The following is a 12649-nucleotide window of genomic DNA, read 5'->3' as shown; positions in this document are numbered from 1 at the left end:
TTTCAATAATGGACAGGAACATTCGATTGAGAAACTTAGGGGCAAGCTTAGCCTAGAAGCGCTTCCCCGATGTAGCCGCCTTTGCGGATACCTGGGAAGCAGGCAAACACTGCGCTGCCGGTGTGCGTCATATATTCATTTAGCCGATCACTCTTGGAGAGACGCTGCTGGATCGCAACAAATTGCTTCATTAAATCCCGTTGAAAACTAATGAATAATAATCCTGCATCGAGCTGACCTGTTGCGGCATCTAATCCGCTGGAAATGGAGTAGGAGCGGCGCAGCATCTTGACTGTACCGTCACCATGCGCTAAAGCAGAATGTGAATCCGGCGGGATGACAGGTTTCCCGGATGCATCAGCCGCTTTAAGATTTAAATCATCGAATTCATCCTTTGCACCGATAGGTGCTCCGTTATGACGATAACGGCCGAAGGTGGCTTCTTGATCGCTTAAAGAAGAACGATCCCAGACCTCAATTCGGAAACGTACACGGCGAACTGCCATATAAGTGCCGCCGCTCATCCATGAAGGACCGTCACTACTGCTGTTCCAGACCACTTCGTTCATTTCTGCTTCATTCTTAGTGTCTGGATTTCCCGTACCGTCTTTGAATCCCAGAAGATTACGCGGCGTCGTTCCTTTAGGGTCGGCTGTGCCTGTGCGCTGGAAGCCTTCCTGAGTCCAGCGGAGTACAGCTGTGCCGCGAGCGATACGTGCCAGATTTCGGATGGCATGGAAAGCCACCTGCAGATCATCAGCGCATGCTTGGACACAAATATCTCCACCACACCACTTTGGATCCAGGTTGTCTCCCGTAAATGCCGGAAGATCGGCTAATAGGGTTGGACGCTTGGAAGATAAGCCGAATCTGCTGTCAAAAAAAGAAGGTCCGACACCAAAGGTAAGCGTACAGCGTGAAGGGTTTAAACCATCTACTTCACCTGTATCGGAGGGTGGGAGATTAGGATTGTCATTGACATCGCCTATGAGGCTGCCAGTAGTAAGAGAAGCTGCGGCAGTTGTCCATGCTTTCATTAGCTTTTTAACATCGGATAGCCTTGTTGTGGTGAGATCAAAGGCTGCGAAGTAAATAAAATTCTGTGAAGGGGTTAGAATGCCGGCCTGATGACTCCCGTAAAAAGGAATGGAATCACCATCAGAGGCAACTGTTGGCTCAGCTACGGCATTGCGCGCAGCCATAATTCCGCCAACACCTCCACCACCTAATAGTAGACCGAGACTAGTGGCGCCAGTAAGCCGCAGCATATCGCGGCGGCTTAGTTTTTTATCTAATATAGGATTGCTCTTGGATTCTTCATTGAGAGGGGCACCCTCTGCACTAGCTGGTAAATCGGTAAATCTGTTTTGCTTATTCATGATGGTCACACTCCTAGAATAGTTCCCATGTTGGACAATGGCTCAGCCAAGGCATCCAAATTTTGACTCAATTTACGCACATCTTCTTCTTTCAGCTCTTCATAGGAAACATATCCATCTCCAGATTTGAAAGGAGCAAGCTCAGCTTGCAAAGCTGCAAACCGTTCACCAATCGTTTTTTCCAGCTCAGCGTCTTTTTTCGCCAGTTCTGGCTTTAACAGCTCGTATATCTTTTGGGCGCCTTCAACATTAGCTACGAAATCATAAAGATCTGTGTGGGAGTAACGTTCTTCCTCACCTGTTACTTTGGAAGAAGAAACCTCATTAAGCAGTTCTACAGCACCAGTAACGAGCAGATTAGCATCGATCTCTACGGTCTCTACTTTTGCACGCAGAAGCTGGGCATCTTTCAATAATTGGTCAGCAACCTCGGTCATATCTTTAGTTGTATTGTCCTGCCAGAGCGCTTTCTCAAGCTTGTGGAAGCCGCGCCATTCAGCAGCATCTACGTCATTCTCGCGGGCATCAATATTCGGATCCAAATCACCAAGTGCTTCTGCAATCGGCTCAATTCGCTCGTAATACATGCGGGCTGGCGCATAAAGTGCCTTCGCATCCTCAATCTTTGCTTCTTTAACTGCGTTTGTGAAATTTTCTGTTTGCTTTACAAATTCATCACATTGCTCGATGACATATGTACGATATTGCTCAACCGCCGATGTAAAGTCGGCAGTGGTTGCTGCAGAAGTATCAGATGTATTCGTTGCTGCGGTACTGTTAGCAGCGGCATTTGTAGAGTTATTGTTGCTTGTGTTGCTATTACTGTTATCGTTGTTGCTGGTACACCCGGTAAATAGTATGGAGGCTGCAAGTAGACCTGCAGGCACGGCATATGTGAATTTCATTGAATGAAGCACCCCTTTTTTTATATGTGAATGATAATCGTTATCATTTATGCTGGATTTATCATAAGTCCGTATACATTTACTGTCAATATAAAATTGTGATGTATTTCATAGTTATATTTTGCAAGACAAAAAAACTCCCGGGACTGGGAGTTGAGTTTGTAGAAATATATCTAATTACATCCGGGTATTAGCAAGTTAACACTTCCTTTGATTTGATCATTTATTTGCGCGTAAGCAACTGCTATCGGACACATCTGCTCTTAAATGCAGCATATTTTGAGTTTGGATCGCTAACGGACCTCATACTCGCCATTGGCTTAAAAGTCACCCAACATTGACCGCTTCCTTAGTAGGAATAGCTGCACTGGGGTCCGAAACTCTGCTAAAAAGGCAATGAATTTACTAATAACGTCATCGGGGGCCTTTCTGTAACCCTCCGAAGGAGAAGATGAATACACTGTTGAATCGGGCAGTTAACGACCAACAACACAAAAGAGCGATTCTTCCAATAATGGCTGAATCGCTGCTCTGTGTTCTTTACGATTTTTATAATTAACCGGACCGTCTCACTTATAGAAAAAAGCTACTTATTCGACAGCCCCATTCTGTGTCGTCTTTAATTTATTGTTCATTATGGGATTCATGTTCCGCAGAGGGGTGATTTTTGAATACTTCTGCGGCTTCCTCAGCAGAGAATTCCGGTTCAAATTTATCCACTAGTGGCAATTTGTTTAATTTCGTAGTTTGTACCTCTGCTTTAGTAGGTTGATTATTTTTCGAGTTACTCATATTTACACCTCCTTTAATAAGAAACAACAAGTTGTAGTTTGCCCTGTAAGGAGATGATTTTATCCAAGAAAATTTCAACGTTTTGCAGGTGAAAGCCCTCACTAAAGCCATGTAATAAGCCCCGGATGGTTAAGCCCATTTTGTAGTTATGACAGCACCATTAACTTCATCAATACATAATATGTTTTGACTGTATCCCTTTACCTTGTTATACCAAACAAACCCAGGGCAAGGAGGGGTGACACCATTGAAGGGGAACGAACACCACAGCAAATTTCTGTTGACTCATCGTGAGCGCGAAGTTTTCGAGCTTCTCGTGCAGGACAAAACGACTCGTGATATCGCTGGTTTATTATTTATCAGCGAAAAAACAGTTCGGAACCACATCTCCAATGTAATGCAAAAACTAAACGTTAAAGGCCGTTCACAAGCGGTTGTCGAGCTGATTAAGCTTGGGGAGCTGAAAATATAGCTGGCCATGTCTTCGGAAGTGACGCGTTTAAGCCTTCTCCACCTTTAGGGGTGTGGGGAGGTTTTTTGTTGTGGTTCTTGAATTAATAATAAGCGATTATATCCTGCGGAAAGACATTGCTATTCCCGACGATTTAAATTCCGAAATATTAATTTTGGCTGCAGTTTATGGATTGACGGATATTGGGAATGGTTGTAAAATCATGTTAAAGTTAAAACCTTTATACTTTCGAAAAAGTTCTAATACTTTCTATAAAGGGGGAACTGACATTAAATGTTCGATTCTCAGTCAGGACGTAGTTGTGACGAGTTGAGTTAATCTTTTTTATTTCCCCTAAAAGTTATAACGTTTAAACTATTGAACTTGGAGGCATAGAAGCTTAGATGAATATACATGATGTAGCCAAAAAGTCGGGACTTTCTGTAGTGACCGTATCCAGGGTGCTTAACAATTTACCATCTGTACGTGAAGCTAATAGACAGAAAGTGCTCGAAGCAATGGAGGAATTGAATTATCAGCCTAATTCAGCAGCGCGAAGTCTTGTGAGGGGCAAAACGGGAGTCATTGGTATGTCGATTACCAACTTTAACGATTCTTTCTATGACCGCGTGATTCGCGTGGTGAACCGGAAGCTGGCAGAACAGGGTTACTTCTTGGCCTTGTCCATAGCCGAGAATGAGGATGAAGGTGTTAACTTCCTGTTTCAGAAGGACCGCGTAGACGGGATTATCCTGTTGTCTCCGATTGAGGAAAAAGAATATGTAGAGGAGCTGAAAAGAAAAAAAATTCCGTTTGTCTTGCTGGATAACCAGCTCCAGCATGAGGATGTTCCCAGTGTTGTCGTCGATAACTATCAAGGGGGGTATGAAGCAACCAAACACTTGATTGGTCTTGGACACACCCAGATCGCCTACATCGGTGGCCCTTCGGTGTTCCTGAGTGTAGCGGAGCGTAAGCGGGGTTATGTACAGGCGCTGGGTGAAGCGGGGCTAACGCCTTTTGGTACGGAATATTGCGGATTTACGGTAAGTAGCGGTTATGAGGTAGCTAAGAGATGGATTCGTGAAGATAAGCTGCCCACAGCCATTTTTTCTGGAGACGATTTTATTGCTCTAGGTGTTGTTCAAGCCCTGCGTGAGGAGGGAATTCTGGTACCTCAGGATATCTCAGTGGTTGGTTTTGATGATCAGCAGTTCGTAGGTGAATTTTATCCCCGATTGACGACAGTCAGACAGCCTGAGGCGCAAATGGGCAGCATTGGTGTTGATTTGCTGATGAAATTAATTAATGGGGAGGTGATGCCAGCTGTTGTAACGAAGCTCGCTCCTCAGCTTCTCGTGCGTGAATCCACCGCATCTGTAAGGTTAACCTAAATATTAGGAGTGAAACGAATTGTGAAGTACTTTTTGGGAGTCGATGCAGGGGGCAGCAAAACCTACGCAATGATTGCAAATGAACAGGGAGCGGTCATCGGTGTAGGCAGGGGAGAGAACGGAAATCATCAAAATAATCGTGAGCAGGCGGAGAATAGTTTGCAACAGGCCGTATCGGGAGCGATTATGGCGTCAGGGCTGACAAAGGACCAGTTGGAGTATTCCTGGTTCGGTCTGGCTGGAGCGGACAGAGAATCCGATTTTCGAATTTTACGGCCAATCATCAGCAGACTTGGCCTTCCCCGAACTGAGATTTCCTGCGATACCTGGATTGCCTTGCGATCAGGTACAGAGAGTAATCATGGGGTCGTACTGATCTGTGGCTCGGGAGTGAACTGCGCCGGTAAAAATCAGCGAGGTGTTACGTACCAATGTGGTGGATTTGGTTACCGGTTCGGTGATTACGGCGGAGGCTATGATCTAAGTATTGAGGTATTCCGTAGCGTTCTTCGGGCGGATGAAGGAAGAGAGAAAGAGACTGTCTTAAGCGAACGTTTAATTCATTTGTTGGGCTATTCCAGTGTTTCGGAGCTAAGAGAGGATCACCTGGATCATTCCAGAGACTTGCCTCCCCATATTGCTGAGCTGCTGTTTCAAGCGGCAGATGAAGGAGACCAGGTTGCCACCCTACTGCTAACCAAGCAAGGGGATGAGCTGGGTTTGGCAGCGGCATCGACAATCCGCCATTTGGCTATGGAGGAGGATTCCTTTGACATCGTACTTGCAGGCAGCCTATTGACCAAGGGAGATCGCTCAGGCATCATCCGGCGGGCCATTGAACAGAGAGTGAAGCATTCGGCTCCAAATGGCACTCTAAGGATTCTAACTCGGGAGCCGGTTGTAGGCTCGGTCGTTCTGGCGATGGAAAGCTGCGGTATGCGTGTAAATCAGGAGGTTCTTGGTCGTCTATCACTGGGTAAGGAGGGGCTGTTATTATGAAGGATACTTTGAAGCTCGTTGTTATCGGAGCGGGTTCATCATATACGCCTGAGCTTATTGAAGGCATCATCTTGCATTACAAAGAGCTTCCGGTCCGCGAAATATGGCTGGTGGATATTGAGGCGGGAAGGGAGAAGCTACATACGATTGCGGAACTGAGCAAGCGCATGATTGCTGAGTCCGGATTGCCGATTACCGTGGCCCAGACGCTTGAGCGCAGGGAGGCCATCGCCGGAGCAGACTTTATCTGCACCCAAATCCGAGTGGGCATGCTGGAAGCGCGAAAATGGGACGAATTAATTCCGCTTCAATACAATGTCATCGGTCAGGAGACGACGGGTCCCGGAGGGATGATGAAAGGACTACGGACTATTCCGGTCATTCTGGATATTTGCAAGGACATTGAGGAGCTGGCTCCGGATGCCTGGTTGCTGAATTTTACGAATCCGGCCGGTATGGTGACTGAAGCTGTTCACAAATATTCATCCGTAAAAAGCGTAGGCCTCTGCAACTCGCCTATCGGTTTTCAAAAGTGGCTCTCCGAGTTCTTCGGACTTCCTATGGAGAAGATCTACGCGGAGTTTGTCGGCATCAACCATCTGCATTGGGTATCCGATGTCGTGATTGACGGTGAGAGCAAGCTGCAGGAGCTCATTGATTACCCTCAGAGCTACAAGGCGAGCAATGTGCCGTTTGATTCCTGGAACCACCGGTTTCTGAATGCTTTGAAAGCCATCCCCTCTTATTACCTGAGCTATTACTATCTGACGGACACGATGCTTGCGGAACAGAAGGAAGCAGCAGTAACGACCGGGTCGCGCGCTGAGGTAGTGAAGAAGGTGGAGGAGGAGCTGTTTGAGCTGTACCGGAACGTAGAGCTGAAGGAGAAGCCAAAGCAGCTGGAGCAGCGCGGCGGAGCCTATTACTCGGAAGCAGCAGTGCTGCTAATGCGCTCCATTTATAATGATTTCCGCGATATCCAGACGTTGAATGTAAGGAATAACGGAATGATTGACTTCTTGCCGGACGATGCCTCCATTGAGGTGAACTGTTTGGTAACTAGACAAGGTCCGCTGCCGATTCCGATGCGCACAATTCCTCAGTCCATCAAAGGCCTGCTAGCCGCGGTCAAGCAATACGAGAGCCTCACCATCGAGGCGGCTGTGCACGGAGACCGGGATATGGCCCTGCAGGCTATGGTACATCATCCGCTCGTGCCTTCGGTCACCGTAGCAGAACAACTGCTGGATGAAATGCTAGAGAAGAACAAAGCGTTTTTGCCGTTGTTTCACTAGAATCGTCCAGAGGAGGAAAAACGGATGAACACGGCCGAGAAACCAAGTAGATGGAAGAAATTCACCAGTCAATTGGATTTGCAGTCCATGGTTTGGCCGGGAATTATCTTTGTATTCATTTTTAGCTACATTCCGATGTATGGTGTGGTTATGGCATTCCAGCAATACGATATTTTTGGCGGCATTATGAAGAGTCCCTGGGTTGGATTTATGCATTTCAGAATGTTCTTTGAGGCGCCGGAGTTCTGGAATGTGATGCGAAATACCATTGTGATTAGCTTGCTTAAATTGATTATCTCTTTTCCTGCCCCGATTCTTCTTGCACTGATGCTGAATGAGATCGGGCATATGGGCTTTAAACGCGTTATCCAGACCGTCAGCTATTTACCTTATTTTTTGTCCTGGGTTATTGTATCTGGTTTTGTATTTTCGCTGTTATCCGTTGACAACGGAACGGTGAACTATGTGCTGGAGCGATTCAATCTAGTCGGGGAGCCGGTTAACTTCCTGGCGTTACCCAAATACTTCTGGTCCATTCTAGTAAGTGTAAATGTATGGAAGGAGGTCGGATTTGGGAGCATTGTTTATCTGGCTGCAATTGCAGGCATTGATCCGACCCTATATGAGGCCGCTTCTATAGACGGAGCAAGCCGTTTTAAGCAAATTCACTTAATTACACTCCCCAGCATTACCCCCATTATCATCATCTTTATGATTCTTGCTATCGGCAGTCTGCTCAGTGCGGGCTTCGAGGATATTTTGCTGCTGGCAACCAATCCAATTCTGCGACCCTACTCCGATGTCATCGACACCTATGTGTACCGTGTTGGGATTTTGAATGCCAGATTCTCTTATGCGACAGCGGTAGGACTATTTAAAGCAGTCATCAGTGTCATTCTGCTGGTGATGGCCAACAAAATCGCCCGCCAGGCAGATGTTAGTCTCTGGTAGGTACTACTACTCATAGCGAATGCTTCCGATGCAAGTTTTATTGGGATGTATCGACTGTAAGTAATGCTCCATAAACCTTTTAGGAGAGGTGAACAATGAGACTAAGCCTGGGCGACAAAATCATGCAGCGGACTATTTATATCCTTTTGACGCTGCTGGCGCTACTTATGCTGTACCCATTTTGGAACGCGCTGGTCATTTCCTTTAATCTAGGGAGCGATACGGCGCTCGGCGGTGTAACTTTGTTGCCGAGAGCATTTACTCTGGAAAATTATTATATTGTGTTTCAGGATCATCGCCTGCTGAATTCTTTTCTGATCACCATTCTTAGAACATTGAGCGGCACGGCATTGTCCGTCTTCTTCACGGCCCTGTTAGCTTACGGAATGTCCAAGAAAACATTGCTTTTTCGAAAACAATATATGGTGTTCTTCATGATTACCATGTTCTTCAGTGGAGGGCTCATCCCTAGTTATTTACTAGTTCGCTCTTTGGGTATGCTAGACACCTTTTGGGTTCTGATTATCCCCGGCATCATCAGCGTCTGGAACATGATTGTCATCCGCACCTTCTTCAACGCTTTGCCTGAGGGGCTTGAGGAATCGGCCAAAATCGACGGTTGCAGTAACTACGGCATTTTCTTCCGAATCGTTATTCCCGTCTCCGGCCCGGTGCTGGCCACGATTGCTTTATTTACTGCGGTTGGTTACTGGAACGACTGGTTTACGGGAGCGATCTATATTACGAAGGACGAACTGCTTCCCATACAGACTCTGCTGCGGCAGGTTATGAACTCCAACATTATGACCCAAATTGGTTCATCGAATGCCATCGCACTGGATCATATGAACCGAAATCGGACGATTACTACGAAGTCACTGACCATGGCTACGATGATGATCGCTACTATTCCGATTATCCTGACGTACCCTTTTCTCCAAAAGTACTTTGTTAAGGGCGTAATGATCGGTTCATTGAAAGAATAGCAGCAGTCTCCATATTATGTAGAAAGAAGGGAAAAGAATGGGCAATCGTATGAAATGGGTATCACTTCTGCTGACTTCGCTGGTGCTTCTTCTCGCTGCCTGTAGCGGAGGGGGGAATTCTAACACTTCACCAAACACAAGCGAGAAAAATTTGAATACCGAGGTCGCCACTGATGACGGCAGCGGGATTAAGCCCGTCACCTTCAGCTTCTATGGAAATTACGACTGGCTTACGACATCACCCTGGGGGGATAATGAGGCGACAAAATGGATTCAGGAGAACCGTAAGGTTACTGTTGAACCGATTCAATCGGGAGGTGCGGCCGGAGAAAAACTCAACACGATGATCGTCGGTGGTGATTTACCGGATGTCATTTTTACTGACCGGGGATCCTCAGTGGAACGGCTGGTGCAGGCAGGGCAACTTGTTGCGCTGGATGATTACTATGACAAGTATCCGAACTTCAAGAAATATGTGAAGGAATCCACCCTGAATTTGCTCCGTTCAGATGACGGAAAAATCTATCAAATCCCCAACTGGTATACATCCGGGCAATTCGGCAACGGCGGATGGATGGTGAATAAAGATATTTATAATGAGCTCGGCAGACCGGCGCTGGAGACCTTTGATGATTTGTATCAATATTTACGCTTGGTGCAAGAGAAGTATCCGGATGTTGTACCCCTGGAGGTTGGCGAAAAGGGGGCAGGTCTGGAAATTATGTATGGCGGTTTTAAGGAGAACTCCACCAGTAAGTTCATTTCACTCATGGGATATCCGGAAGGCGACAAGCTGTCATCTATCTTGGACGATCCTGCCTACGAGGAGATGGTGCTGTATATCAATAAGCTGTATCGTGAACGGCTGATTACGCAGGATGCACTGCAACAAACCCAGGATGCGGTCAAAGAAAAGGTCAATACCAGCCGGGTAGCGGTCATGGTCGAATCCAATATCACTACGTATGGAGCCGAGGGACACCGTGCACTGACTGCGAACAATCCGGACAGCGGTTATGAAATTATATGGCCGATTCATAAAGCCGGAATAGACAAAACACAAGTGTTTGTAAGCGGTTTCGAGACACTGGGTTGGAACGTCAATGTCATTACGAAAAAGGCCAAGGATCCGGAGGCCATCTTCGCTTACTTTGACTGGATTACGGGTCCAGAGGGACAGAAGGTGCTTTTCTTCGGTCCTAAAGGCTTGTACTGGGATGAGGAGGACGCAGACGGAGCACCAATTCCGAACGAGAAATACAAGACGACTCCTGCTAACGAGCGTACGGAAACGATGAGAAAATTCGAGGACTTTAACTGGGCAGGAAATACGACCTTTATTGATACGGCAAAAATGAGCCTCGAGGCGCTGCTTTCTGCGAACCAGAAATCATGGGAGACGGTGGCGCAGTCCACGGTCACCTGGAAAACCGCGCTGGACATTACGGAATTTGTGAATACCGATCCGCTTCCAGATACGGAGATCGGTATCATCGCACAGAATGTAGGGGATATTTATACCCTTGCTTACGCACAAATGGTTCAGGCGAAGTCGGATGAAGAGGTATTGTCGGCACTGGAGACAGCCAAAAAGAACACCCAAAAAGCGGGCCTGGATAAGCTGCTTGAGTTCAGAACCGAAAAATGGCAGGAGAATGTCAAAAAAATCAACGCGACGAAATAAGACTTTTATTAAATCTTATACTTGTGGAGGCGATATTATGGCATTTGCGCTGAGGTCGAAATTCATAGCAATGTTAAGCTTCGTATTAGTTTCTTCGATAGCAGGTGGTTCCGTGCCGGCTAAGGCCGATGTGGAGAGTAATCCCCCTTTTGAAACGGAAGTGATTGTACGGACAGTAAACCAGTTTAAGAATACGGCGGATGTCCATAATTTCATCCAGCTGTCCACAAGCTACGGTGTCGATGTCATCAGCATGAACGTGAAGCAGGATGAAGATGATGAGGTTCCGTCTGGAAGTGTATTTTATCAGAGTGATATCGCTCCGATCGCGCAAGGCTACGAGAATTTCGATGCCCTGCAGGCTGTCATTACAGCAGCCCATGCTGCAGGAATCAAGGTTCATGCCTGGATTCCTCAGTTCCATGATCAGCAAGCCTTCCTTGCTCACGATGAATGGCAGATGCAAGCACTGGTTGACGGGGTTCAGACTCCTTTCACAGGTTCTAACGGCAATGAATACTTCGTCAATCCGATTCACCACGAAGTGCAGCAGTATGAGCGTTCCATCATTCAGGAAGTGATCGAGAATTATGCTGTTGACGGTGTTGTGCTAGACTGGATCCGTTTCGACAATTATAACATGGACGTCAGTGATTACACGGTTGCGAAGTATCAGGCGCAGTTCGGCTATTCCCCGCTCAGCATTGACTTCGATACGGATTCCCCTCAGCGTGAGCAGTGGAATGAATGGAGAACTGAACAAATTGGACAGTATGTAGGCGATATCCGTGAGGATATTTCCGCATCCTCAAATCCGGATGTGCAGCTCGGTGTGTATATTTTGCCGCCGGAATTTACAGAGGTTGGACAGAATGTAGCCAAATTCAAGGATGATATCGACTTTGTCGCACCGATGGCGTACTTTGATGACTGGGAGTTCAATAGTGATTGGGTATACAGCACTTCCTACGGCATTCTGAAGGATACGAGCGACCGGATCAGTGACAGTGATGTGGAGATTGTAGCCACACTGGATAATGACTGGACTGATGATCAATATCAGGAGATTTACAAGGGAATCCGCGAGAATTATCCGGACGTGAAGCGCCTGTCGTTCTTTGCCTATGGGGCCTGGCCAGAAGATGAATTGGCCAATATTAAGGAACGTGAAACCTGGCCGACGCCGGGCTGGACGCCTCCGGTAGAACAAGACTATCCGGCTCAATTACCAGTAGGATGGAAGGCTCGGAATATCGGTTCCATGCCGGGGAACGTTACCTACAATTCATCCAATAAGCAATTTACACTCAGCAGCACCTCTACGGATATTTGGGGAAATGGAGATCAACTGAATTATATATATAAATCCGTGAGTGGCAATGCGGAGATTATTGTAAAAGTACAGTCCACTAGCCGATTGGACGGCTGGGCTAAGGCCGGTATTATGATTCGCGAGTCGCTGGGGCATAATTCGAAGCACGCGGATATGATGCTTACCCCTGAGAATGGGGCAACCTTCCAGTATCGTGCAGAGACAGCGGGCAATATGGTCGACCATACTGCGGCTGCCTCGGCTCCAAGATGGCTAAAGCTGACCAGAAGCGGAAATACCTTCAAAGGGGCTATTTCGGCGAACGGGAATAACTGGCAAACGGTCGGAACTGTTCAGATCCCGATGAATCGCAAGGTGTATATTGGCATAGCGCTTAGCAATCCGGGGGATGATTCGAGGAATAAGGCCGTGTTTGGAAATGTGAAGATTACGGATTAAGTCTAATACAATAGCTTGGGGAGCTGAAAATATAGCTGGCCA

11 protein-coding genes are annotated in these 12649 nt (G+C 46.9%); 8 read left to right on the top strand and 3 right to left on the bottom strand.

Annotation, left to right across the window (positions count from 1 at the left end; translation table 11 throughout):
* Window positions 1-47: 47 nt before the first annotated feature.
* From efeB to ACN6MV_RS25705, 3 genes are all read right to left on the bottom strand, one after another.
* Entirely contained in the window at window positions 48-1379 is a 1332-nt protein-coding gene (gene efeB, locus ACN6MV_RS25715; RefSeq protein ID WP_419885141.1) for an iron uptake transporter deferrochelatase/peroxidase subunit, read from the bottom strand.
* Between the two features lie 5 nt (window positions 1380-1384).
* Entirely contained in the window at window positions 1385-2284 is a 900-nt protein-coding gene (gene efeO / locus ACN6MV_RS25710) for an iron uptake system protein EfeO (protein WP_341114882.1), read from the bottom strand.
* A 624-nt stretch (window positions 2285-2908) separates the two neighbouring features.
* On the bottom strand, window positions 2909-3076 hold the full coding sequence (locus ACN6MV_RS25705) for a hypothetical protein (protein WP_419885140.1): 168 nt from the start codon (window positions 3074-3076) through the stop codon (window positions 2909-2911).
* A 247-nt stretch (window positions 3077-3323) separates the two neighbouring features.
* Here ACN6MV_RS25705 and ACN6MV_RS25700 point away from each other — a divergent pair, with 247 nt between their 5' ends.
* From ACN6MV_RS25700 to ACN6MV_RS25665, 8 genes are all read left to right on the top strand, one after another.
* Entirely contained in the window at window positions 3324-3548 is a 225-nt protein-coding gene (locus ACN6MV_RS25700) for a helix-turn-helix domain-containing protein (protein ID WP_019908812.1), read from the top strand.
* Between the two features lie 383 nt (window positions 3549-3931).
* Window positions 3932-4921 carry a LacI family DNA-binding transcriptional regulator gene (locus tag ACN6MV_RS25695; protein WP_419885139.1) on the top strand — a complete coding sequence of 330 codons (990 nt, stop codon included), beginning with the start codon at window positions 3932-3934 and terminating at the stop codon, window positions 4919-4921.
* Between the two features lie 21 nt (window positions 4922-4942).
* A complete protein-coding gene (locus ACN6MV_RS25690) occupies window positions 4943-5920 on the top strand; it encodes an N-acetylglucosamine kinase (protein ID WP_419885138.1) in 978 nt (325 codons plus the stop codon).
* A complete protein-coding gene (locus ACN6MV_RS25685; protein ID WP_419885137.1) occupies window positions 5917-7215 on the top strand; it encodes a 6-phospho-beta-glucosidase in 1299 nt (432 codons plus the stop codon). The genes ACN6MV_RS25690 and ACN6MV_RS25685 overlap by 4 nt, the downstream gene beginning before the upstream one ends.
* A gap of 24 nt (window positions 7216-7239) precedes the next feature.
* Complete coding sequence (locus tag ACN6MV_RS25680; protein ID WP_419885136.1) at window positions 7240-8166, top strand: ABC transporter permease; 927 nt, start codon at window positions 7240-7242, stop codon at window positions 8164-8166.
* A 95-nt stretch (window positions 8167-8261) separates the two neighbouring features.
* Window positions 8262-9152 carry a carbohydrate ABC transporter permease gene (locus ACN6MV_RS25675; RefSeq protein WP_042130810.1) on the top strand — a complete coding sequence of 297 codons (891 nt, stop codon included), beginning with the start codon at window positions 8262-8264 and terminating at the stop codon, window positions 9150-9152.
* A 37-nt stretch (window positions 9153-9189) separates the two neighbouring features.
* Entirely contained in the window at window positions 9190-10836 is a 1647-nt protein-coding gene (locus ACN6MV_RS25670) for an extracellular solute-binding protein (RefSeq protein ID WP_042130809.1), read from the top strand.
* 37 nt (window positions 10837-10873) lie between these two features.
* The gene (locus ACN6MV_RS25665) at window positions 10874-12607 is read left to right on the top strand and encodes a family 10 glycosylhydrolase (protein ID WP_419885135.1); all 1734 of its coding nucleotides are present in this window, start codon (window positions 10874-10876) and stop codon (window positions 12605-12607) included.
* Window positions 12608-12649: the final 42 nt, after the last annotated feature.

Source organism: Paenibacillus sp. B-A-8, assembly GCF_048572915.1.
Taxonomy (GTDB): Bacteria; Bacillota; Bacilli; order Paenibacillales; family Paenibacillaceae; genus Paenibacillus_AQ.
This window is presented reverse-complemented; position numbering and strand designations above follow the sequence as displayed.

Excerpts from the sequence above, each read along its gene's own strand:
- efeO (WP_341114882.1), bottom strand. The coding sequence starts at position 2,284 with ATGAAATTCACATATGCCGTGCCTGCAGGTCTACTTGCAGCCTCCATA.
- ACN6MV_RS25685 (WP_419885137.1), top strand. The coding sequence starts at position 5,917 with ATGAAGGATACTTTGAAGCTCGTTGTTATCGGAGCGGGTTCATCATAT.
- ACN6MV_RS25695 (WP_419885139.1), top strand. The coding sequence starts at position 3,932 with ATGAATATACATGATGTAGCCAAAAAGTCGGGACTTTCTGTAGTGACC.
- ACN6MV_RS25705 (WP_419885140.1), bottom strand. The coding sequence starts at position 3,076 with ATGAGTAACTCGAAAAATAATCAACCTACTAAAGCAGAGGTACAAACT.
- ACN6MV_RS25670 (WP_042130809.1), top strand. The coding sequence starts at position 9,190 with ATGGGCAATCGTATGAAATGGGTATCACTTCTGCTGACTTCGCTGGTG.
- ACN6MV_RS25675 (WP_042130810.1), top strand. The coding sequence starts at position 8,262 with ATGAGACTAAGCCTGGGCGACAAAATCATGCAGCGGACTATTTATATC.
- ACN6MV_RS25680 (WP_419885136.1), top strand. The coding sequence starts at position 7,240 with ATGAACACGGCCGAGAAACCAAGTAGATGGAAGAAATTCACCAGTCAA.
- efeB (WP_419885141.1), bottom strand. The coding sequence starts at position 1,379 with ATGAATAAGCAAAACAGATTTACCGATTTACCAGCTAGTGCAGAGGGT.
- ACN6MV_RS25665 (WP_419885135.1), top strand. The coding sequence starts at position 10,874 with ATGGCATTTGCGCTGAGGTCGAAATTCATAGCAATGTTAAGCTTCGTA.